The organism is Streptomyces sp. S465 (assembly GCF_026898115.1).
GTDB lineage: Bacteria > Actinomycetota > Actinomycetes > Streptomycetales > Streptomycetaceae > Streptomyces > Streptomyces luomodiensis.
In genome coordinates this window covers 7,519,481-7,541,450 of sequence record NZ_CP114036.1, presented here as the reverse complement: position 1 = coordinate 7,541,450, position 21,970 = coordinate 7,519,481, and the positions used below count along the sequence as shown (strand labels likewise).

Annotated in this window: 18 protein-coding genes and 1 pseudogene; 13 read left to right on the top strand and 6 right to left on the bottom strand. The window is 72.6% G+C overall.

What is annotated here, in order from left to right; all coding sequences use genetic code 11:
- Positions 1–235 precede the first annotated feature (235 nt).
- Both N6H00_RS31965 and N6H00_RS31960 read left to right on the top strand, forming a co-directional pair.
- Positions 236–1,705, top strand: coding sequence for an aldehyde dehydrogenase family protein (locus tag N6H00_RS31965; RefSeq protein WP_268975302.1), 1,470 nt, complete (start codon positions 236–238; stop codon positions 1,703–1,705).
- Between the two features lie 139 nt (positions 1,706–1,844).
- A complete protein-coding gene (locus N6H00_RS31960) occupies positions 1,845–3,395 on the top strand; it encodes a GMC family oxidoreductase (RefSeq protein ID WP_268975301.1) in 1,551 nt (516 codons plus the stop codon).
- 61 nt (positions 3,396–3,456) lie between these two features.
- On the opposite strand, the pseudogene N6H00_RS31955 reads toward N6H00_RS31960, so the two are convergent.
- Positions 3,457–3,555, bottom strand: a pseudogene (locus N6H00_RS31955) (IclR family transcriptional regulator); the annotation flags it as partial.
- Between the two features lie 183 nt (positions 3,556–3,738).
- On the opposite strand from N6H00_RS31955, the gene N6H00_RS31950 reads away from it, so the two are divergent.
- Both N6H00_RS31950 and N6H00_RS31945 read left to right on the top strand, forming a co-directional pair.
- A complete protein-coding gene (locus tag N6H00_RS31950; RefSeq protein ID WP_268975300.1) occupies positions 3,739–5,703 on the top strand; it encodes a GDSL-type esterase/lipase family protein in 1,965 nt (654 codons plus the stop codon).
- A gap of 106 nt (positions 5,704–5,809) precedes the next feature.
- Positions 5,810–6,775 (top strand): LLM class F420-dependent oxidoreductase, encoded by a 966-nt coding sequence (locus N6H00_RS31945; protein ID WP_268975299.1) that lies wholly within the window; start codon positions 5,810–5,812, stop codon positions 6,773–6,775.
- Between the two features lie 40 nt (positions 6,776–6,815).
- Here N6H00_RS31945 and N6H00_RS31940 read toward each other — a convergent pair whose 3' ends face one another.
- Positions 6,816–7,724 carry a LysR family transcriptional regulator gene (locus tag N6H00_RS31940; RefSeq protein ID WP_268975298.1) on the bottom strand — a complete coding sequence of 303 codons (909 nt, stop codon included), beginning with the start codon at positions 7,722–7,724 and terminating at the stop codon, positions 6,816–6,818.
- A 208-nt stretch (positions 7,725–7,932) separates the two neighbouring features.
- On the opposite strand from N6H00_RS31940, the gene N6H00_RS40635 reads away from it, so the two are divergent.
- The 9 genes from N6H00_RS40635 to N6H00_RS31900 all read left to right on the top strand — a co-directional run bounded on the left by N6H00_RS40635 (position 7,933) and on the right by N6H00_RS31900 (position 17,708).
- Entirely contained in the window at positions 7,933–8,013 is an 81-nt protein-coding gene (locus N6H00_RS40635) for a putative leader peptide (protein WP_361259773.1), read from the top strand.
- 451 nt (positions 8,014–8,464) lie between these two features.
- Entirely contained in the window at positions 8,465–9,022 is a 558-nt protein-coding gene (gene ssuE, locus N6H00_RS31935; protein WP_268975297.1) for an NADPH-dependent FMN reductase, read from the top strand.
- Positions 9,023–9,024: 2 nt separating this feature from the next.
- Complete coding sequence (locus tag N6H00_RS31930; RefSeq protein ID WP_268975296.1) at positions 9,025–10,224, top strand: SfnB family sulfur acquisition oxidoreductase; 1,200 nt, start codon at positions 9,025–9,027, stop codon at positions 10,222–10,224.
- Between the two features lie 21 nt (positions 10,225–10,245).
- Positions 10,246–11,406: an LLM class flavin-dependent oxidoreductase gene (locus N6H00_RS31925; protein ID WP_268975295.1), complete on the top strand. Its 1,161-nt coding sequence runs from the start codon at positions 10,246–10,248 to the stop codon at positions 11,404–11,406.
- 821 nt (positions 11,407–12,227) lie between these two features.
- Entirely contained in the window at positions 12,228–13,637 is a 1,410-nt protein-coding gene (locus N6H00_RS31920) for a sulfotransferase family protein (protein WP_268975294.1), read from the top strand.
- A complete protein-coding gene (locus tag N6H00_RS31915) occupies positions 13,634–14,851 on the top strand; it encodes a glycosyltransferase family 4 protein (protein WP_268975293.1) in 1,218 nt (405 codons plus the stop codon). The genes N6H00_RS31920 and N6H00_RS31915 overlap by 4 nt, the downstream gene beginning before the upstream one ends.
- Positions 14,852–14,883: 32 nt before the next feature.
- Complete coding sequence (gene cysC, locus N6H00_RS31910) at positions 14,884–15,477, top strand: adenylyl-sulfate kinase (protein WP_443073252.1); 594 nt, start codon at positions 14,884–14,886, stop codon at positions 15,475–15,477.
- Positions 15,474–16,406, top strand: a complete 933-nt coding sequence (gene cysD, locus N6H00_RS31905) for a sulfate adenylyltransferase subunit CysD (protein ID WP_268975290.1) — start codon at positions 15,474–15,476, stop codon at positions 16,404–16,406. Before cysC ends, cysD begins: the two co-directional genes overlap by 4 nt.
- 3 nt (positions 16,407–16,409) lie before the next feature.
- Entirely contained in the window at positions 16,410–17,708 is a 1,299-nt protein-coding gene (locus N6H00_RS31900) for a sulfate adenylyltransferase subunit 1 (protein ID WP_268975289.1), read from the top strand.
- A gap of 31 nt (positions 17,709–17,739) precedes the next feature.
- Here N6H00_RS31900 and N6H00_RS31895 read toward each other — a convergent pair whose 3' ends face one another.
- The 4 genes from N6H00_RS31895 to N6H00_RS31880 are packed head-to-tail and all read right to left on the bottom strand — an operon-like array spanning position 17,740 to position 21,873.
- Complete coding sequence (locus N6H00_RS31895; RefSeq protein ID WP_268975288.1) at positions 17,740–18,390, bottom strand: bifunctional 4-hydroxy-2-oxoglutarate aldolase/2-dehydro-3-deoxy-phosphogluconate aldolase; 651 nt, start codon at positions 18,388–18,390, stop codon at positions 17,740–17,742.
- Between the two features lie 41 nt (positions 18,391–18,431).
- The gene (locus tag N6H00_RS31890; protein WP_268975287.1) at positions 18,432–19,451 is read right to left on the bottom strand and encodes a sugar kinase; all 1,020 of its coding nucleotides are present in this window, start codon (positions 19,449–19,451) and stop codon (positions 18,432–18,434) included.
- A complete protein-coding gene (locus N6H00_RS31885; protein ID WP_268975286.1) occupies positions 19,448–20,497 on the bottom strand; it encodes an L-idonate 5-dehydrogenase in 1,050 nt (349 codons plus the stop codon). The genes N6H00_RS31890 and N6H00_RS31885 overlap by 4 nt, the downstream gene beginning before the upstream one ends.
- Positions 20,494–21,873 (bottom strand): MFS transporter, encoded by a 1,380-nt coding sequence (locus tag N6H00_RS31880; protein WP_268975285.1) that lies wholly within the window; start codon positions 21,871–21,873, stop codon positions 20,494–20,496. The genes N6H00_RS31885 and N6H00_RS31880 overlap by 4 nt, the downstream gene beginning before the upstream one ends.
- Positions 21,874–21,970 lie beyond the last annotated feature (97 nt).

The window sequence follows — 21,970 nt, the reverse complement described above, 5'->3', positions numbered from 1 at the left end:
GGGGCACCCGCTCCCAGGGCACCCCAGGGCACCCCTTCCCGCGGCACCCGTTCCCGGGAGCCATCGCCGCCCGCCCCGCCCGGAGCTTTCCCCGCCCCGAGCCTTCCGCGCCCGACGCCTTCCGTACGCCGTGCGAGCGGGACCGGCGCCACTTAGGCTCGGTGTGTGGGCCGGCCGAGTGCGTCGATGGATCCACCCCGGGGCCGGCCACCGTCGTCCGAGCCCGGAGGCACCCATGCCGGAGCTGTTCATCGGCGGCCACTGGACGACCGCCCTCGACGGACACAGCCGCGAGATCCGCTGTCCCGCGGACGGCTCGCTGGTCGCCGTGGTCGACGAGGCGGGGCCCAAGGACGCGGCCGCCGCGGTGGCGGCCGCCCGGGACGCCTTCGACCGCGGGTCCTGGCCCGGCACCCCGGCCGCCGAGCGGGGCGGGCTGCTGTTGCGGGTGGCCGATCTGCTGGTGCGCGAGAAGCCGACGCTCGCCCGCGCCGAGTCCATGGACACCGGGAAACGGCTGGTCGAGAGCGAGTACGACCTGGACGACATCGCCAACTGCTTCCGCTGGTTCGGCGATCTCATCTCCTCCGCCGGCGCCGGGCGGGTGGTGGAGGTGGGCAGTCCGGAGATCGACAGCAGGGTGGTGCACGAACCGGTCGGGGTGTGTGCGCTGATCACGCCGTGGAACTATCCGCTGCTCCAGACGGCCTGGAAGGTGGCGCCCGCGCTGGCCGCCGGGAACACCTTCGTCCTCAAGCCCAGCGAGCTGACCCCGCACACCGCGATCCATCTGATGCGGCTGCTGGCAGAGGCCGGGCTGCCGGGTGGTGCCGCCAATCTGATCCTCGGCTCGGGAGCCACCGCGGGCGCGCCGCTGGTCACCGACGATCGGGTGGACATGGTGTCCTTCACCGGCGGGGCGGCCACCGGCCGCTGGATCATGGCGGCGGTCGCGCCCACGGTGAAGAAGCTCGCCCTGGAGCTGGGCGGCAAGAACCCCAATCTCGTCTTCACCGACTGCGATTTCGACACGGCCGTCGACTACGCGCTCACGGCGGTGTTCCTGCACTCCGGGCAGGTCTGCTCGGCCGGTGCACGGCTGCTGGTCCAGCAGCAGCTGCATGACGCGTTCGTCGACGAGATCGTGCACCGGGCCCGGAACATCCGGCTGGGCGGACCGTTCGACGAGCACGCCCGCGCCGGTCCGCTGATCTCCGCCGAGCACCGCCGGAAGATCGCCGACTATGTGGCGGCGGGGATCGACGAGGGCGCGGTGCTGCGCTGCGGCGGGACCTTGCCCGACGACCCGGCGCTGGAGAGGGGCTTCTACTACCTGCCGACCGTCCTGGACGACTGCACCCCGGACATGTCCGTGGTGCAGGAGGAGTCCTTCGGTCCGGTGCTCACCGTGGAGCGGTTCCGGGACGAGGACGAGGCGGTCGCGCTCGGCAACGACACGGTGTACGGCCTGGCGGGCGGGGTGTGGACGCAGGACGCGGAGAAGGCGCACCGGGTGGCGTCCCGGCTGCGGGCCGGAACCGTCTGGATCAACGACTTCCATCCGTATCTCCCGCGGGCCGAGTGGGGCGGGATGAAACAGTCCGGTATCGGCCGTGAGCTGGGCCCGTCGGGGCTGCACGAATACCAGGAGCTCAAGCACATCTGGCGCAACACCGCACCCCGCCCGCAGCGGTGGTTCGAGTGACGGCGGCCGGACCGGCCGGACCTCCGTCGGAGCCCCGGCCGGAGGGGTCCTCGCACAACGGCACGGACGACGACGGGTACGGGTGTGCTCGCCGAGCACGCCGCCGTCACCACCCCCCGTGAGAAGAGGCGAGAGGCCCGTGGACGAGTTCGACTATGTGGTGGTCGGCGGCGGTACGGCCGGTTCGGTGGTCGCGGCGCGGCTGTCCGAGGACCCCTCGGTGAGCGTATGCCTGCTGGAGGCGGGCCCGTCGGACCTCGGGGACGACAACGTGCTGCGGCTGAACCGCTGGATGTCGCTGCTGGGGTCCGGCTACGACTGGGACTACCCGGTCGTACCGCAGGAGAGGGGCAACAGCTTTCTGCGCCACGCCCGCGCCAAGGTGCTCGGCGGCTGCTCCTCGCACAACTCCTGCATCGCCTTCTGGGCGCCCGCCGAGGACCTCGACGAATGGGCGGCCATGGGGCTGCACGGCTGGTCGGCGGCCGACTGCGCCCCGCTGTTCCGGCGTCTGGAGGACAACGACGCGCCCGGCGACCACCACGGCCGCGACGGCCCGGTCAGGATCCGCACCGTGCCGCCGGAGGACCCGTGCGGCCGGGCGGTGCTGACGGCCTGCGAGGAGGCGGGCATCCCGATCACCCCGTTCAACACCGGCACGACGGTGCTGCGCGGCGCCAACTGGTTCCAGATCAACGCCCGCGAGGACGGCACCCGCTGCTCCGCCTCGGTCGCCTACCTCCACCCCGTCATGGACTCCCGGCCCAATCTGCGGGTGCGTACCGAACTGCGGGCCAAGCGGCTGGTCCTGGACGAGGACCGGCGCTGTGTCGGGGTGGACTACCTCCCCCCCGATCTGGTCCGCACCCTGCGGGTGCACGCCCGGCGCGAGGTCATCGTCTCCTGCGGCGCCATCGACACCCCGAAGCTGCTGATGCTCTCCGGCATCGGTCCCGCCGGGCATCTGCGGGAGTCGGGGGTGGAGGTGCTGGTGGACTCCCCCGGTGTCGGGCAGAACCTCCAGGACCACCCCGAGGGCGTCATCATGTGGAACGCCGAGCAGCCCATGGTCACCACCTCCACCCAGTGGTGGGAGATCGGCATCTTCGCCGCCACCGAGTCCGGCCTGGACCGCCCCGATCTGATGTTCCACTACGGCGCGGTGCCCTTCGACCTGAACACCTACCGCCGCTCCTATCCCACCTCGGAGAACGCCTTCTGTCTCACCCCGAACGTCACCCGCGCCCGCTCCCGGGGCACCGTGCGGCTGGCCAGCCGGGACTTCCGCGACAAGCCGCGGGTGGACCCGCGTTACTTCACCGACGGCTACGACATGGAGATCATGACCCGCGGTCTGCTGCTCGCCCGCAAGATCGCCGCCCGGCCCGCGCTGGCCCTGTGGGCGGGCGCCGAGCTGGCCCCCGGGCCCGATGTGCACAGCGACGACGAGCTGGCCGGCTATGTCCGCGAGACCCACAACACCGCCTACCACCCGGCGTGCACCGTGCGGATGGGCCCGCCCGAGGACCCTGACGCACCGCTCGATCCGCAGCTGAGGGTCAAGGGCGTGCGGGGGCTGCGGGTCGCGGACGGCTCGGCCATGCCGTTCCTCATCGCCGTCAATCCGTGCGTCACGACGATGATGATCGGCGAGAAGTGCGCGGACATGATCGTGCGACGGCATCCCTGAGGGGGTTCGCTGTGGAACGTCCGCCGTAGAGGTCCGCCGCGGACGTCTCCCGCCCCGCCGTCAGCCGGGCCGGCTGGTCGCGGCGCGCGGCGAGCAGTTCCAGCGGTTCCACGGTGCGGCCCGCCGACTTCACCTCGCGCACACCACCGGTCTCCGCCATGACCCACATCGTGACCATCGCCGCGCACCTTGACGTTGAACCGATTCAGGGCTTCCATCGTGGAGCCACGGGCGCCTGGGAGCGCTCCCAGGTAGCCATCACCTCCTCGAGAGGACCCTCATGCCATCGATCCCGCACGCCTCGCACGCGTTACGTTCCTTACGCACGCTCTTCGTTCTTGTCATGACCGCGTCGCTCTGCGCGCTGGGGGTCGGTCTCGGCGCCACCGCACGGGCGGCGGCTCCGGCGGCGACCCCGGCAGCGGCCCCGGCGGCGGCCCTGGGGGACGGCTCGGTGACCGACCCCAACATCGTCTACACCGGCCGCTGGGACCTGAGCTCCGCCACCGCCGCCGTTCCCAACTGGACCGGCGGCTACCTCCAGACCGCGTTCACCGGCACCACGGTGAAGATCAAGGCCCGGGAGGCGGTGAACTTCTACGCGAGCGTCGACGGCGGCGCCGATGTCTTCTACGCGGGCGTCAAGGGCACCGTCACCCTCACCCCCCAGCCGCTGCCCCAGGGCACCCACACCCTCCGGGTCTCCTACCGCTCCGGCGACACCGTCTTCCAGGGCCTGGTCCTGGACGCGGGCGCGGGCACCGTCGCTCCTCGGGTGCCGTCCGGGCTCCTCGAGTTCGTGGGCGACTCCATCACCGCGGGCGCCCTCACCGACCGGCTCGCGCTGGACTCGTACGGCTGGAAGACCGGCGAGCTGCTGGGCATGCGGCACACCCAGATCGCCCGCTCGGGCTACTGTCTGGTGGGCAAGGACGGCTGCGTGGGGCTGGCCACGCAGTTCTTCAAGACGGCCTCGACCGGCGATCAGAGCTGGGACTTCTCCCGCTACCAGGCGAGCGCGGTGGTCATCAACCTGGGCACCAATGACATCGGGCACGGTGTCACGGGCGCCGAGTTCCAGTCGGCGTACACCACTTTGCTGCGCGACATCCGCGCGACGTACCCGAACGCGGCCCTCTTCGCCGTACAGACCCTCAAGAAGCGCTATGTGACGGAGACCAAGGCGGCCGTGAGCGCGCGCAACGCGGCGGGCGACGCCCGGGTGCGCTACGTGGACACCACCGGCTGGCTCACCGACGGCACCGACTACGAGGACGGCAACGGCCACCCCAACGAGGCCGGGCACACCACGTTCGCGGACCGCCTGGCCCCGGTCATCGCCGCCGACGTGGGCGCCGCCGCCACCAAGGCGGCCGCCGTCGCCCCCGGCCAGCCGGGCGACCCCAACATCAAGTTCACCGGCCGCTGGGACACCCGGAGCTCGGCCACCGCCTACACCCCCTACTGGGCGGGCGCGTACTTCCGCACCGGCTTCACCGGCCGCACCGTGGGGCTCAAGCAGCGGAACACGATCGACCTGTGGGTCAGCATCGACGGCGGCCCCGCCACCTTCTACGACGAGGCCAAGGGCACGGTGAACCTCACCCCGACCCCGCTGTCCGCCGGAAACCACACCCTCCAGGTCAACTACCAGGTGGTCGCGGGCTCCTACCACGGTGACGCGGTCTTCCAGGGCCTGACCCTGGACAGCGGCGCCACCACCTTCGCCCCGCCGGCCCCGGAGAAGCTGATCGAATTCGTCGGCGACTCGATCACGGTGGGCACCACCACCTCGCAGAACGCCCGCACCGCCTACGGCTGGCTCATCGGCGAGCGGCTCGGCGCCGACCACACCCAGATCGCCCAGGGCGGCGCCGCCCTCGTCGACACGGCGGACGACCGGATGAGCCTGGAGCAGCAGTTCACCAAGCTGAACCCGAACGCCGCCACCCCCGACTGGGACTTCTCCCGCTACCAGGCGGACGCGGTGGTCATCAACCTCGGCACCAACGACGTGGGCCGCGGGGTCGGCTCGGCGCAGTTCCAGGCCGCCTACGCCAGCCTGCTGCGCAAGGTCCGCACCGCCTACCCGGACGCGTGGATCTTCGCGCTGCGCACCTTCAGCGGCCGGTTCGGCACCGAGACCCAGGCCGCCGTCACCGCCTCCGGCGACCCCCGGGTCTCCTACGTCGACACCACCGGCTGGCTCGCCTCCGACGACCTCTCCGACTCCGTCCACCCCAACGACAAGGGCCACCGCACCATCACCGACCGCCTGGCCCCCGTCATCTCCGCCAGGCTCGGCTGACGGCTACGCCGGGTGAGCCGCCGCCGCACGCCGTGACCAGTCGTTTCCCACCCCCGGCAGCCGCTTTGGGACGTTTGGGAGCCGGGCCGGACGGTACTCGGGGGCCATGGTTCGATGGGGATACACGATGATGACCGAGCAGGCCGGTCCACGTCAGCTCGTCGACGACGTGGTCCGGGCCGAGCAGGTCGGGTTCGACTTCTCGGTGACCTCCGACCACTACTTCCCGTGGCTGGCCTCCCAGGGACACGCGCCCTACGCCTGGAGCGTGCTGGGTGCCGCCGCGCAGGCCACCACCTCGATCCCGCTGACGACGTATGTCACCTGCCCCACCGTGCGCTACCACCCGGCGGTGGTCGCCCAGAAGGCGGCGACGCTCCAACTGCTGTCCGAGGGGCGGTTCCGGCTGGGGCTCGGGTCCGGCGAGAACCTGAACGAGCACGTGGTCGGCCAGGGCTGGCCGTCGGCCGATGTGCGGCAGGAGATGCTGCAAGAGGCGATCGAGATCATCCGCGCGCTGTTCGCCGGCGGCTACGTCACCCACCACGGCACCCACTACGACGTCGACTCGGCCAAGCTGTGGGACCTGCCGGACCAGCCGCCGCCCATCGGCCTCGCCGTCTCCGGGCGGCAGTCCTGCCTGCTGGCCGGACAGCTGGCCGACATCCTGATCGCGACGGAACCGAAGTCCGAGCTGGTGGCGGAGTTCGACCGCAACGGCGGCAGCGGGAAGCCGCGGATCGGACAGATCCCGGTCTGCTACGACCCCGACCGGGACGCGGCGATCGCCCGCGCCCATGACCAGTTCCGCTGGTTCGGGAGCGGCTGGAAGGTCAACTCGGAGCTGCCGGGGCCGGCCTCCTTCGCGGGCGCCACCCAGTTCGTACGGCCCGAGGACGTGGCCGCGTCCATTCCGTGCGGCGACGACATCGGGGAGTTCACCGAGCGGATCAGGCCCTACGTGGACGCGGGCTTCACGGACGTCGCCCTCGTCCAGATCGGCGGCGACCACCAGCGGCCGTTCCTGGACTGGGCCGAGAAGCAACTGCTGCCCGCGCTCAGGGAGCTGTAGCCCGCGCAGGCGGTCGTTGCCGGGTCGGCGTCGTAGCCGCTCAGGGCGTCGTCCCCGCGCGCCGTACGAAGAGCTGGTGCAGATCGCGGACGGCGCGCGGGACCGAGCCCGAGCGGCGGCGCTGGATCACCAGCGCCACCTCGGTGGCCTCGCCGTCCGCGAGCGGCCGGTAGGTGATCGCGCCGCCGCGCTCCAGGGGGTCGCCGATGACGCTGAAGTCGGGCAGCACGGTGACGCCGAGCCCCTCGGCGACCATCAGCTTGCCCATCTCGGCCCCGTCGGTGGAGTACGAGAAGGACGGGGCGCGCCCGGCCAGCAGCCGGTGGATGAAACGGTGCATGAGATAGCCGGAGCGCATGACGATCAGCGGCTCCCGCTCGTCCAGCAGATCCGCCACGCTCACCGTCGGCCGGGCCGCCAGCGGGCTGTCGGGGCGCAGACAGACCACCGGGCGGCCGCGCAGCAGCTCGGTGGTCTCCAGCGCGGGCGGGACGTCGTCCCCCTGGAGGTAGTTGACCAGGCCCAGGTCGAAACTCCCCTCCAGCAGCGCCCGGTGGATCTCGGCCTGCTGCGCGGCCACCACCTCGACCTGGGTCACCGGGTGCGTCGCGCGGAACTCCCGGACGGCCGGGATCAGCAGCGGGACGGTCGCGGTGTTGACCGTGCCCAGCCGGATCATCCGGCTGACCCGGTGCTGGTCGCCGGCGGCGCCGCGCAGCCGGTCGACGGCCTCGATGACGCTGACGATATGCGGCAGCAGCTCCCGTCCCTCGGCGCTGATCGTGGCGCCGGAGCGCTTGCGCTCCAGCAGGTCCACGCCGAGTTCGCGTTCCAGATTGCGCACCGTCTCGCTGAGCGCGGGCTGGGACAGATGCAGTTCCTCGGCGGCGCGGCGGAGCGAGCCGAGGCGGGTGACCGCAGCGATGTATTCCAGCTGTTCGATACGCACACGCCGCAGAATGCCCGTCCCGGTCCGCGCCGTTCAAGGGGATCCCTATCACGGTCTCATGAATACCGACTCACTCCCCGGCCCGCCTCCCGGGTAATCTCGAAGCAGGCACCGCGGAATTTCCGCAACCCAGCCCATGCGTCCGCGATATGGAATACGCCCCGGGCGTTCTTGACCGGCAGGACTTCCCCCTGGTTGGATCGGTGACATGAAGCGACAGGACCTCACGCGGCGACGCCATGTCGACCTCGCGCGTGTCTCCAGCGCGTTCTGTTGCTGTCCGGGCTGACCTGCCATCGGGTCCGAGCGAGCGCTGAGGGTTCGCCTCCGCTTCGCTCCCCCTCGCCTCCCATGATCGGGAAAGGCTTCTAGGGCCCTTCTTCCACAAAGTCCCGCAAAGCCCCGCGGGGAGGGTCCCGGCCGCCGCTCGAGGAAATGCGGCCGCGCCGCCCCGCCCCGGCGCCCCCATTCGCGCCACCCGATCTTTCCCCGCCCCGTCCGCGATGAATTCCGATCGACGCCGTGGCGCCGATTCCCCATGCCCGTATGCGTTCCACCGGGAGTTCCGCATGCCCGCAGCACCCCTGCGTTTCGCCTATTGGGTGCCCAATGTCAGTGGCGGCCTGGTCACCAGCACCATCGAGCAGCGCACCGACTGGGGCTACGAGCCCGCACTGTCCTGACCGCCGCCGCGGTCCCCTCCGGTCCCCCTGTCCCGACCGCACCACGAAGGGTTGCTCATGGCCACCGTCCTGTCCCTCTCCGGCTCCCCGTCCGCCACCTCCCGCACCGCCCGGCTGCTGCGCCACCTGGACGCCCGGCTGACCGCCCAGGGCCATGAGGTGATCCCGCTCGACGTACGCACCCTCCCCGCCACCGCGCTGCTCGGCGCGGACTTCTCGCACCCGGCCATCGTGCGGGCCAAGGCGCTGGTGGAGCAGGCGGACGGGGTCGTGGTGGGGACACCGGTCTACAAGGCGGCCTACTCCGGGCTGCTGAAGTCCCTGCTGGACCTGCTGCCGCAGTACGCGCTCACCGGCAAGACCGTGCTGCCGCTGGCCACCGGCGGCAGCGTGGCCCATGTGCTGGCCATCGACTACGCGCTGCGGCCGGTGCTGTCCTCCATGGGCGCGTCCCATATCGTCCAGGGCTGGTTCACCCTCGACAAGGACATCACGGTCGAGCCGGACGGCGGGGTGCGCGTGGCGGCCGGGGCCGCCGAGGCGCTGGAGCAGGTCGTCGACCAGTTCTCGGCGGCGCTCGGCCCGCACCCCACCGTGCTGGCGGCGGCGAGCTGACCATGTCGCCCCTGCCCGAGCCCGCCCATGTCATCGCCGATGACACCGAGGCGCTGAAGGTGGCCGCGGCGCTGGCCGAGGAGTTCCGTACGGGCGCCGCCGAGCGCGACGCACGGCGCCGGCTGCCGCGTGCCGAACTGGACCGGCTGTCCGCGTCCGGACTGCTGGGGATCACCGTCCCGGCCGGGCACGGCGGCGCGGACGTCGCCGCCGTGACCCTCGCCGAGGTGTTCCGGCTGCTCGCCGCCGCCGACGCCAGCCTCGCCCAGATCCCGCAGAGCCACTTCGTGTACATCAACGTGCTGCGCCGTCAGGGCACGCGGGCGCAGCGGGAGTTCTTCTTCGGCGAGGTGCTGGCGGGCAAGCGGTTCGGCAACGCCCAGTCGGAGGCGGGCACCCGGCACGTCCAGGACATCCGCACCCGGCTGGACCCCGGCGCCGCCGGCTCGTACACCCTGACCGGTGTCAAGCACTACTCCACCGGCGCGCTGTTCGCCGACTGGATCCCGGTGCTGGCCCGGGGCGAGAACGACGACCTCCAGGTGGCCTATGTGCCCAGGGACGCGCCCGGTCTGACCGTCGTGGACGACTGGGACGGCATGGGCCAGCGGACGACCGCGAGCGGCACCGTCCGGCTGACGGCCGTGCCAGTGCCGGCCGACCGGGTCGTACCGCACCACCTCACCTTCCGCGGGCCCCAACTGCACGGCGCGGTCGCGCAGTTGCTGCACGCGGCGATCGACGCGGGGATCGCCTCGGGGGCGCTGGCGGAGGCGGTCACCTTCGTCCGCACCAAGAGCCGCCCCTGGTTCGAGAGCGGTGTGGACACCGCCGCCGAGGACCCGCTGCTCATCCAGCGCTTCGGCGAACTGGCCCTCCAGGTCCGTGGCGCCGAGGCCCTGCTGGCGGCCGCCGCCCGAGCGGTGGACGCCGCACGGGCCCGCCTGGACGACGAGACCGCCGCCGAGGCGTCGATCGCGGTGGCCGCGGCGAAGGTGGCGGCGGCCGACGCGGCCGTGGAGACGGGCAGTTCGCTGTTCGAGGTCTCCGGCACCCGCTCGGCCCTGGACACCCTGGGCCTGCACCGCCACTGGCGGGACGCCCGCACCCACACCCTGCACGACCCGGCCCGCTGGAAGATCCAGCACATCGGCCGCTATGTGCTGAGCGGAACGAAACCACCCCGGCACGGGCTGCTGTAGCCCTCTGAACGGAGTCGCACCATGTCCCTCACCTTCCACTGGTTCCTGCCCACCAACGGCGACAGCCGCCATGTCGTCGGCGGCGGCCACGGCACGCCCGTCACATCGGCCGGCGGGGACCGCCCGCCGTCCGTCGGCTATCTCGCCCAGATCGCCCGCGCCGCCGAGCAGCTCGGCTTCGTGGGCGCGCTCACCCCGACCGGCGCCTGGTGCGAGGACGCCTGGCTGACCACCGCGATGGTCAGCCGGCACACCGAGCGGCTGAAGTTCCTGGTCGCCTTCCGCCCCGGCTTCCTCTCGCCCACCTTCGCCGCCCAGATGGCCTCCACCTACCAGCGGCAGTCCGGCGGGCGGCTGCTGCTCAACGTGGTCACCGGCGGGGAGAGCCAGGAGCAGCGCGCCTACGGCGACTTCCTCGACAAGGACGCCCGCTACGCCCGCACCGGCGAGTTCCTGAGCATCGTCCGCGACCTGTGGGACGGCAAGACCGTCGACCTCGCCGGTGAACACCTCCACGTCGAGGGCGCCAAGCTGAACCGGCTCCCCGACCCGGTCCCGGAGATCTACTTCGGCGGCTCCTCCCCCGCCGCCGGCCAGGTCGCCGCCCGCCACGCCGACGTCTACCTCACCTGGGGCGAACCCCCCGCCCAGGTCGCGCAGAAGATCGCCTGGATCCGCTCGCTCGCCGCCGAGCAGGGCCGCACGGTCCGCTTCGGCATCCGGCTGCACGTCATCACCCGCGACACCACCGAGCAGGCATGGGCGGAGGCACAGCGGCTGCTGGACGGCTTCGACCCGGAGACCGTCCGCTCCGTCCAGACCGGCCTCGGCCGCAGCGAGTCGGAGGGCCAGCGGCGCATGCTCGCCCTGCACGGCGGCAGCCTGGACAACCTCGAGATCCACCCCAACCTCTGGGCCGGTATCGGCCTGGTCCGCGGCGGCGCGGGCACGGCGCTGGTGGGCAGCCACGCCGAGGTCGCCGAACGGATCGCCGAATACCACGGCATCGGCATCGACGAATTCGTCCTCTCCGGCTATCCGCACCTGGAGGAGGCGTACTGGTTCGGCGAAGGCGTCCTGCCCCTGCTGCGCCGCCAGGGCCTGTGGTCCCACCCCTTCCACCCCGCCCCGGCCCAACACCCCACCGCGCAGGTGCCGTTCGCGGGGGCGGGCAGCTCCTGAACGGTGGCGCGCCCGCGGTGCTTCCGCGGGCGCGCGACGCGCAGTGCGCGGCGGCGGGGCCGGAAGGGTGGGCGGCCGTCAGGCGATGTCGCCCGGCGCGTCCGCGTCTCCCAGGATCCCGCCGTCGCCCACGCCCTCTGCCCTCTGATCTCCGGCGACACCGCACCCGACGACCACCTCTTCTCGCACGCCTTCCGCCCCGGCGCGGCCGGCGGCCGGCCCCCTCCTACGCCCCCGGGGCAGCCACCGCCCCCCCCCCCCCCCCCCCCCCCCCCCCCCCCCCCCCACGCGCGCGCGCCACCGCCGTCCTCGGCGCAGTGACGGAACGCTCCAGCCCCTCGCCGAACCCGAGGTGACAGCCGTGAGCGCGGCCCTGCTCGCCGCCGCCCGTGCCCTGGGTTGGAAGCCCGACGTCACAACGGCCCTGAACCCGCTTCCCGCCCCCGCCCCGGGGTTCTCGTGAGGGTGCGACGACGCACACCGGAATCGCCGATGGTGTGCGCCACCCGGCGGGGTCGAAACGCCGACGCGTCAACCGCCACAAGAGCAGTGGCGCGATGGCATCGGTGTACATGGGGCCGTAGCCAGTAGGCGTCCACCCGAACGCTTCCTGGAAGGCCCTGCCCGAGGCCCCAGCCGAGTCGGAGGGGAACTCCACGAAGTCCACGACGTACATGGCAGCACACTGAACGCCGGTGAGCCTGTGACCGACTGGGGCCGGAGCCGGACAGCGCCGGCCGGGAGGTGCGGCAAACGCGTCTTACGGAATTCTCAGCATCTTCCGTCCCTCCTCTCAGGAACGGTGCCTAACGTGGCGCGACATGAAGTTCCTCCGTCAGCTCAACGCACAGCTGGGGTCCCGGACGGGCTACGCCGTCCGCCGGGTGGCGCCGCCCGCGCGGGCGGTGTCCAAAGCCACCGCCGGGGCCTCCTCGAAAGCGGCCGCCGTCACGTCCGGGGCGGCTCGCGTCACCTTCCGGCCACCCGCCGAACCGGAAACCGACCGGCTGCTGCGCAAACCGGTCTTCATCATCTCGCCCGTACGGTCCGGCTCGACGCTGCTGCGGCTGCTGCTGAACGCCCACTCCCAGCTGCACGCCCCGCATGAGCTGCACGTACGGAGGCTGGAGGTACGCCCCGGCACCACGTTGAGCGAGCGGGCCATGGCGGAGCTGGACTTGGACCGCGCCGATCTGGAACACCTGCTGTGGGACCGGGTGATGCACCGGGAGCTGATCCGGGTGGGCAAGCCCGTCATCGTCGAGAAGACGCCCAGCAACGCCTTCGCCTATCAGCGGCTCGCCGCGTGCTGGCCCGACGCCCGCTTCCTCTTCCTGTTGCGCCACCCCGCCTCCATCGCCCGCTCCTGGCACGAGGCCGATCCGGACAAGCGCGACCCGGACGAGGCGGCGCTGGACGCGCTGCGCTATATGCGAGCCGTCGAGCGCGCCCGTAAGGCGCTGCCCGGCCACACCGTGCGGTACGAAGAGCTGACCGCCGACCCCGAGGCGGCCCTGCGGGGCATCTGCGCGTTCCTCGGCGTCGAGTGGGAGCCCCGCATGCTCGAATACGGTGCCCGGGGCGAGGACCAGCTCCGGAAGGGCCTCGGGGACTGGAAGGAGAAGATCCGCACCGGGCGTGTCCAGCCCGGCCGCGCACTGCCCGCCCACGACGAGATCCCTGAACCCCTGCGATGTATCAGCGCGGCCTGGGGCTACACCACAGCTCCCGCCGATGTGCGGGACGCGCCTCGGGCCGCTGACGGCGGACATGCGGAGGTCGCCCAGGTCTGGGCGCGGGAGGGGAGCATCCGCGTGGCCGGCGACATCCACGGCGCACCGCCCGGCGCCCCTCCCCACGCCTGGCGGCTCACCCTCGTCCTGCGCGGCCACCCCGAGCGTCGGCGCACCTACGCGGCGCCGCTCGACGGCGCCCGCTTCGATGTGACCGTACCGCTGTCCGAACTCGCGCCGGGAGAGGTCGAACTGCCCGCCGTGTGGGACGCGTACCTGAGCGGACAGGACGACGACGGCGGGGCGGTGCGGCTGCGGCTCGGGCGGCGGCTGGACGGGGTGGCCGACAAGAAGAAGGTGATGGTCTTTCCCGCGCAGCCACTGCCGGCGGGTACGGGGACGGGGACGGACGTGGCGGCCAGGCCGTACTACACCGTCAAGGACAACCTGTCCATCGAGTGCGTGCCGACCCCCGGTGAGGTGCGGACCCGCACATGATGATCCGCTATCTGCTGCTGCACGCCTACGGGATGGGCGGCACCATTCGCACCGTCTTCAACCAGGCATCCGCCATGGCCGCCGCCGGTCACCAGGTGGAGATCGTCAGCGCCCGCCGAGGCCGCACGGAACCCCGGTTTCCGCTCGATCCGAGGGTGCGGCTCGTCCCCCTCGTCGACGAACGCGAGCGGGAGAAGTCCGGACCCGGACCCGCCCGCGAGGACAGCCCGTTCGCCTGGCTGCGGTCCCGGCGCGCGAGGAGTGCGCGCGAACACCGGCCGGCGTACGTACCGGCGGGGGAGTTCGGCGTCCAGTTCTTCACCCCCGAGGTGGAACGCGCCGTCATCCGCTATCTGCGCGGTCTGGACGACGGCGTCCTGGTCTCCACCCGCCCCGGGCTCAACCTCCTCGCGGCCCGCTTCGCGCCCGAACACCTGCCCCTCGTCGCGCAGGAACACATGAATCTGCGCTCGCACCGCCGCGACGTCCAGGCGGCGATAGCCCGGACTTACGGACGCTTCGACATCATCGCCGTACTCACCGAGGGCGATCGCGAGGCGTACGAACAGACGCTGCCCGGCGCCCGGGTGGTGTGCGTCCCCAACGCCGTGCACAAACCGCCGCGCCAAGCGGCCAACTACCCCGCGCACATCGCCGTCGCGGCCGGGCGGCTGCTGCCGCAGAAGGGCTTCGACCTGCTGATCCCGGCCTTCGGCCGGGCCCTTGAGCACCACCCGGACTGGCAGCTGCGCATCTACGGCTCCGGACCCCAGCACACGGCGTTGCGCAACCTCATCGACGAACACCACCTCTACAACAACGTGTTCCTGATGGGCCACACCTCCGACCTGGACGGGGAACTCACCAAGGCGTCCGTGTACGTCCTCAGCTCCCGCTTCGAGGGCCTTCCCATGGTCATGATCGAGGCCATGGCGCTCGGGCTGCCCATCGTGAGCTTCGACTGCCCCACCGGGCCGCGCGACGTCCTGACCGACGGCAAGGACGGCTTCCTCGTCCCACCGGGCGACACCGCCGCACTCGCCGGAGCACTGACCCGGCTGATGGACGACGAGGGCCGGCGCGCCGACATGGGAGCCGCCGCGCTCGACTCGGCACGCGCCTACGCGCCCGACTCCATCCAGCCGCGTTGGCAGCGCCTCTTCGAGACCCTGCACCCCGCCTCCCGGGGTGTCCGACCGGGGAGGCCCGCGTGACGGACCTGGCCTCCCAGGGAGCGAACGCTCCCCTGACGGACTCGGACGTAGCCGGCCCCCGCACCAGGCGGGACGCGCCGGAAGCGACACCGGCCACCGGCTTCACCGTATGGCTGACCGGCCTGCCGAGCGCGGGCAAGACGACGATCGCCACCGCGCTGGCCGGACTCCTGCGCGCCACGGGCCGCCGGGTCCAGGTGCTGGACGGCGACGAGATCCGCGCCACCGGCTCTCCCCGGCTCGGCTTCTCCCGCGCCGATCGCGAGACCCATGTGCGGCGCGTCGGCTACGCCGCCCAGCGCATGGCCGCACGGGGCGCCTGCGTCCTCGTCCCCGTGATCGCTCCCTACGCCGGCAGCCGGGCCGCCGTCCGCACCCGCCACGAGGCGGAGGCCACACCCTATGTCGAGGTGCATGTGGCCACGCCGGTCGAGGTGTGTTCGCGGCGGGACGTGAAGGGCCTGTACACCCAGCAGGCGGCGGGCGAGCTGACGGGGCTGACGGGCGTCGACGCCCCGTACGAGCCGCCCGAGAGCCCGGACCTGCGGCTGGACACCCGGGACAGCACCGTCTCCGGCTGCGCCGGCAGGCTATACGCCCACCTGATGGAGAGGGAGCTGGTGTGACGGGCTCACCCATCACCGGTGTGACGTACCCACCGTTCGCGCTGACGCATGTGGACGCGCTGGAGTCGGAGGCGGTGCACATCTTCCGCGAGGTCGCCGGGGAGTTCGAACGCCCGGTGATCCTCTTCTCCGGCGGCAAGGACTCCCTCGTGATGCTGCACCTGGCGCTGAAGGCGTTCGCCCCGGCGCCGCTGCCCTTCGGGCTGCTGCACGTGGACACCGGTCACAACTTCCCCGAGGTGCTGCGCTTCCGGGACGAGACCGTGGCCGAGCACGGCCTGCGGCTGCACGTGGCCTCGGTGCAGCGGTACATCGACAACGGCACGCTCCGCGAGCGCCCGGACGGCACCCGCAACCCCCTCCAGACGCGGCCGCTGCTGGAGGCCATCAACGAGCACCGGTTCGACGCGGTGTTCGGCGGCGGGCGCCGGGACGAGGAGAAGGCCCGCGCCAAGGAGCGGGTGTTCTCGCTGCGGGACGAGTTCGGCGGCTGGGACCCGCGCCGGCAGCGCCCGGAGCTGTGGCAGCTCTACAACGGCCGCCACTCCCCCGGCGAACACGTGCGGGTCTTCCCGCTGTCGAACTGGACCGAACTGGACGTGTGGCAGTACATCGCCCGGGAGAAGATCGTCCTCCCCTCGATCTACTACGCACACCGGCGGGAGGTCTTCTCCCGCTCGGGGATGTGGCTGGCGCCCGGCGCGTGGGGCGGCCCCAAGGACGGTGAGCGGGTGGCGACCCGGCTGGTGCGCTACCGCACCGTCGGCGACATGTCCTGCACCGGCGCCGTGGACTCGGACGCGGACACGGTCGAGAAGGTGATCGCCGAGATCGCCGCCTCCCGGCTGACCGAACGCGGCGCCACCAGGGCCGACGACAAGCTCTCCGAGGCCGCGATGGAAGACCGCAAGCGGGAAGGCTACTTCTAGACGATGCGCACGACAGCCGAGAGCACCGAGCCGCCGGCGGCCACCGCGCTGCTGCGGTTCGCCACCGCCGGGAGTGTCGACGACGGCAAGTCCACCCTGGTGGGCCGTCTGCTGCACGACTCCACGTCGGTGCCGTCCGACCAGCTGGAGGCGGTCTCGCGGGCCTCGCGGGCACGCGGCCAGGAGACCCCCGACCTGGCGCTGCTCACCGACGGGCTGCGGGCCGAGCGCGAGCAGGGCATCACCATCGACGTGGCGTACCGATACTTCGCCACCCCCCGGCGGCGGTTCATCCTCGCGGACACGCCGGGGCATGTGCAGTACACCCGGAACATGGTCACCGGCGCCTCCACCGCCGAACTCGCCGTGGTCCTGGTGGACGCCCGCAACGGCGTGGTCGAGCAGACCCGCAGGCACGCCGCCGTGGCCGCGCTGCTGCGTGTCCCGCACGTGGTGCTGGCCGTCAACAAGATGGACCTGGTGGACTACGCCGAGGCCGCCTTCGCCACGATCGCGGACGAGTTCGCCGGCTACGCCACCTCCCTGGGCGTGCCGGAGGTGACCGCCGTCCCGATCTCCGCGCTGGCGGGCGACAACGTGGTCACCCGCTCGGCGCACATGGACTGGTACAGCGGGCCGACCGTGCTCGAACACCTGGAGACGGTCCCGGTGACCCACGACCCGACCGACGACCCGGCGCGCTTCCCCGTCCAGTACGTCATCCGGCCGCGCACCGCCGAGCATCCCGACTACCGCGGCTACGCGGGCCAGTTGGCGTCCGGCGTGCTGCGGGTCGGCGACCGGGTCACCGTCCACCCCGCCGGCCGCTCCAGCACCATCGAGGCGATCGACGCGCTGGGGCAGTCGGTGGACGTGGCCTGGGCGCCGCAGTCGGTCACCCTCCGGCTCGCCGACGACCTGGACATCTCCCGCGGCGATCTGATCGCGCCCGCGGACGCCCCGGTACGGGCCGGCCAGGATCTGGCCGCGACCGTCTGCCATCTGCACGACCGCCCGCTCAGGCCCGGCGACCGGGTGCTGCTGAAGCACACCACCCGCACCGTCAAGGCCATCGTCAAGGAGATCCCCACCCGTCTGACCCTGGCCGACCTCTCACAGCACCCGGACCCCGGCGAACTGGCCGCCAACGACATCGGCCGCGTCGTCCTGCGCACCGCCGAGCCCCTGGCCGTGGACCCGTACGCCGCGTCGCGCCGCACCGGCTCGTTCCTGCTGATCGACCCGGCCGACGGCAGCACCCTGACCGCCGGAATGGCGCGGGAGGCCACAGGCTCGCCCTGACTCGCCGGCACCATCACGCCGGCCCCGCCCCTCAGCGGGTCGCGTGCCGCATCGCGGCCGCGGACCGGGCGGTGACCTCGTCCCAGCGGGCCTCTCCGAGCAGGGTCCGGTCGACCATCCAGCTGCCGCTGACGGCGGGCACGGCGGGGAGGGCGAGGTAGTCGGCCATGGTGGCGGCGGTCACCCCTCCCGACGGCATGAAGGAGATGCCGGGGAAAGGGGCCGCGAGGGCGCGGATGGCGGCCGGGCCGCCCAGCAGTCCCGCCGGGAAGACCTTGACCTCGGTGAGGCCGAGGCCGACCGCGGCCATGAGGTCCGAGGCGGTGGCCACGCCGGGCAGCGCCGGAACCCCGAGCGCGCGGGCCCGGTCGAGCACACCGGCCGAGAGGCCGGGGCTGACGATGAACTCCGCCCCCGCGGCGACGACCTGGTCGACCTGGTCGGGCACCAGCACCGAGCCCGCGCCGACGCGCATCCCGGGCAGCGCCGTCAGGGCGCGGATGCCGTCGATACCGGCGGCGGTGCGCAGGGTGATCTCGACGACGTCGATGCCGCCGGCGAGCAGTGCCTCGCCCAGGGGCAGCGCCTGCGCGGGGTCGTCGAGGACGACCACGGGTACGACGGGGCAGGTGTGCAGCAGGGACTGGGCGGGCACGGCGTTCCCTCGGTCCGGTGCGTTCATGGCGTTTTCCCGGTCCGGTGGGTCCGGTGCGCCGCGGGAGGTCATCGGATGACCTCCTCGTCGTCGGACCGGGCCGCGAGTTCCTCGCGGGTGGGCAGCCCTTCCCAATCGCCCGGCGCGGCGCAGACCGCGGCGCCGAGGAGGTTCCCGGTGCTGAGGCAGTCGGCTACGGGGGCGCCGCTGACGACACCGCTGAGGTAGCCGGCGACGAAGGCGTCGCCCGCCCCCACGGCGTCGACGACGGTGACGGGCCGGGCCGGTGCCCGGTGGGTCTCGCCGTGGCGCAGGGCCAGGGCGCCGAGGGCGCCGAGCTTGACCACGACCGTTCCGGGCCCCAGCCGCGCCAGTGTCCGGGCCAGGGCCGCACCGGTTTCGACGTCCGCCGGCTCGTGCCGGGGCTCGTCCGTGCCGAGCAGCAGCGCCGCCTCGGCGGGCCCGGCGAAGAGGAGGTCGGCCAGGGAGGCGAGCCGGGCCAGCACCGGGGCCGCCTCGGACCGCGGCCACAGCGTCGCCCGGTAGTTGACGTCGAACGAGACGAGGGTTCCCGATGACCGGGCGGTGGCGATGGCGTGTTCGACGGCGGCGAGCGGACCGGGGCCGAGGGCGGGGGTGATGCCGGTCAGGTGCAGCACGTCGGCCGCCGCGACGGCCGCCTCGTCGACGTCGGCCGCGGACAGGTGGGAGGCGGCGCTTCCGCTCCGGTAGTAGCGGACCCGCCGGGGCAGACCGCCGCGCAGTTCCTTGAGCATCAGCCCGGTCGGGGCGGTGTCGTCCCGGTGGGCGACGACCCGGACCCCTTCGGCGCGGATCTCCCGGATGACGTAGGTTCCCAGGGCGTCGTCGCCGACCCGGCTGATCCAGGTGGCCGGGACGCCCAGCCGGGCGAGTCCGATGGCGACGTTGGACTCCGCTCCGCCGATCCCGACGGGCAGGGCCGACCCGGCGGTCACGCGGCCCTGCGCCGGCGTGGTCAGCAGCGCCATGGTCTCGCCCAGGGTCACCACCGCTCCGGGTGCGGTGCCGGCGGGCGGGTGGGGGCCGTCGCGGTGCGCGGTGGTCAACGCGGACCTCCCGCCGGGTCCTGGCCGAGCCGGAGCAGGACCTTGCTGCTGCCGCTGGTGCGGTCGGCCGCCACGGCCAGGGCCTCGGCCGCCTGGTCGAGGTCGAAGGTGTGGGTGATGAGCGGTGTCACGTCCAGGCCGTCGCGCATGGCCCGCAGTGCGTCACTGATCTCGTCGACGAACCGGTAGGAGCCGATCCAGGTGATCTCACGGGTCACCAGGTCGCCGAGGACGGCGGGGGCGGCGGTGCCGGGGAGGTTGCCCACCTGCACGAGGGTGCCGCCACGGGCGGTGGCGCGGAGCACGGGGCCCAGTGCCGCCGGCGCTCCCGATGCCTCGAAGACGAGCTCGACGTCGTCGGGGAGCAGGTCGCCGCGCGCGGTGTTGCGCAGCTCGTCGGCGCCCAGGGCGCGGGCGACGGCGAGGGAGGAGTCGTTGATGTCCGCGGCGACGACCGTGGCCGCGCCGCGCAGCTTCGCCGCGGCGACGACCAGCGATCCGATCGGGCCGGCTCCGTTGACGAGGACGTGCCGGCCGCGCAGGTCACCGGCGCGGTGCACGGCGTGCAGCGCGACGGCGAGGGGCTCGGCCAGGGCCCCGTGCCGTGTGCTCACACCGTCGGGCAGCGGTCTGAGCTGCTCGGCGCGGACGGCCCTGAACTCGCTGAAGCCGCCGTCGGTGTGCGGGTCGAAGGCGGCCGAGCCGAAGTACCGCACGCGCGGGTGGAGGTTGGTGCGCCCCGCGATCCGGTCCGGCAGGGCCCCGTCCCCGACGGTCCGGGCCGGGTGGACGGTGACCGGCTGTCCGGCCTCGAACCCCGCCACCCCGCTCCCCAGCCGGACGATGCGGCCGGCGACCTCGTGCCCGAGGACCATGGGGTGCTTCAGGACGGCCGTGCCGGACCCGCCGTGGCGCCAGTAGGCGAGGTCGGAGCCGCAGATGCCGCCCCATTCCATGGCGATGAGCACCTCCCCGGCGGCGGGGACCGGATCGGGCAGGTGATCGATCCTCAGATCACCGGCACCGTGTACGACGACGGCCTTCACAGGGCGTCCTCCCATCGGACGAGATCGCGTCCCCGGGTCTCGGGTGCGAGCCAGGCGGAGACGAAGGTGATGAGCGAGTAGCAGATGAGCATGGCGGCGATCGGCCACCAGTGGTGCGTGGCGGCGGTCAGCGTGGCGGCGATGACGGGTCCGACGGCGGTGGCCAGGATGCCGCCGATCTCCTTGGCCACGGCGAGCTGGGTGAAGCGGGTGCGGGAGCCGAAGAGTTCCGCCATCGTGACGCTCTCCAGGGAGAACGGGCCGAGGACGGCGATGTTCAGGCCGAGGACGACCGCGAGGGTCAGCGCCACGCTGCCGCCGTGGGCGACGACGGCCATCATGGGCAGCGCCAGGACCATGGTCAGCCCGGTCAGCGCGAGGTAGACCGGCCGCCGGCCGAACCGGTCGCCGAGCGCTCCGGCCACCGGGACGGTGACGAAGCCGAGCAGCGAGCCGTAGACGATGGCGGTGGTCGGAACGGACCGGTCCACCGTCAGCGTGGTGGCGATGTAGCCCACGAGGAAGGTCTGGATGAGACCCGAGTTGCCGGCCTGGCCGAAGCGCAGCCCCAGCGCCAGGAAGAACGCCTTGCCCTTGCGCCGGTGCGGCCCGGTCCGGAGGTCGCTCCGCTGTTCGGCGGTGGTGGCCGCCTCGGCCTCCTCGCGCGGCAGCGCGACGCCGTCGACGACGTCGGGCCGTTCCTCGAACACGGGGCTTTCCTTCAGGTTCGAGCGCAGCCACACGGCGAAGAGCAGCAGCAGGAAGCTGCTCAGGAACGGCAGCCGCCAGCCCCAGCTGAGGAGTTGTTCGTCGGAGAGGACGCCGAGCAGCACGGCCCACAGGGCGGAGGCGGCCAGCGTGCCCGAGTTGGTGCCGAGGGACACCAGGGAGGCGATCAGGCCACGGCGCCTGACCGGTGCGTACTCGGTCAGCATCGCGGTGGCGCCCGCGATCTCCGCGCCCGCGCCGAAGCCCTGGATCAGGCGCAGCGCGACGAGCAGGGCCGGGGCGGCGATCCCGATCGTCGCGTAGGAGGGCAGCGCGCCGATGAGCGTGGTCGACGCTCCCATCAGGACGATGGTGAGGAACAGGACCTTCTTGCGGCCGATCCGGTCGCCCAGGCGACCGAAGTAGACGGCACCGGCCAGGCGCGCGACATAGCCGACCCCGTAGGTCGCCATCGCGGCGATCAGCCCGATGGCGGGGCTGACGTCGGGAAAGAAGATCTTGTCGAAGACGACGGCCGCGGCGAGCGAGTACAGCTGGAAGTCCATGAACTCCATCGCCGTACCGAGCCAGCCGGACACCGCGGCCCGGGTCAGGTCCCGGGTCGACCGGGTAGCGCGGTCGGGTGGCGTCTGGGTGGTGTGCGTCATCGTGCGCCTCCTTGCGTCACGTGCCGTTCGCCCTTGTCGCTGTGGTGTGGATCGGGTGGCCGGTGGGCAGGCCGGCGCGACCGTTCGGTGCGGGTCG

Excerpts from the sequence above, each read along its gene's own strand:
- N6H00_RS31965 (WP_268975302.1), top strand. The coding sequence starts at position 236 with ATGCCGGAGCTGTTCATCGGCGGCCACTGGACGACCGCCCTCGACGGA.
- N6H00_RS31950 (WP_268975300.1), top strand. The coding sequence starts at position 3,739 with ATGACCGCGTCGCTCTGCGCGCTGGGGGTCGGTCTCGGCGCCACCGCA.
- N6H00_RS31945 (WP_268975299.1), top strand. The coding sequence starts at position 5,810 with ATGGTTCGATGGGGATACACGATGATGACCGAGCAGGCCGGTCCACGT.
- N6H00_RS40635 (WP_361259773.1), top strand. The coding sequence starts at position 7,933 with ATGAAGCGACAGGACCTCACGCGGCGACGCCATGTCGACCTCGCGCGT.
- ssuE (WP_268975297.1), top strand. The coding sequence starts at position 8,465 with ATGGCCACCGTCCTGTCCCTCTCCGGCTCCCCGTCCGCCACCTCCCGC.
- N6H00_RS31930 (WP_268975296.1), top strand. The coding sequence starts at position 9,025 with ATGTCGCCCCTGCCCGAGCCCGCCCATGTCATCGCCGATGACACCGAG.
- N6H00_RS31925 (WP_268975295.1), top strand. The coding sequence starts at position 10,246 with ATGTCCCTCACCTTCCACTGGTTCCTGCCCACCAACGGCGACAGCCGC.
- N6H00_RS31920 (WP_268975294.1), top strand. The coding sequence starts at position 12,228 with ATGAAGTTCCTCCGTCAGCTCAACGCACAGCTGGGGTCCCGGACGGGC.
- N6H00_RS31915 (WP_268975293.1), top strand. The coding sequence starts at position 13,634 with ATGATGATCCGCTATCTGCTGCTGCACGCCTACGGGATGGGCGGCACC.
- N6H00_RS31900 (WP_268975289.1), top strand. The coding sequence starts at position 16,410 with ATGCGCACGACAGCCGAGAGCACCGAGCCGCCGGCGGCCACCGCGCTG.
- N6H00_RS31895 (WP_268975288.1), bottom strand. The coding sequence starts at position 18,390 with ATGAACGCACCGGACCGAGGGAACGCCGTGCCCGCCCAGTCCCTGCTG.
- N6H00_RS31880 (WP_268975285.1), bottom strand. The coding sequence starts at position 21,873 with ATGACGCACACCACCCAGACGCCACCCGACCGCGCTACCCGGTCGACC.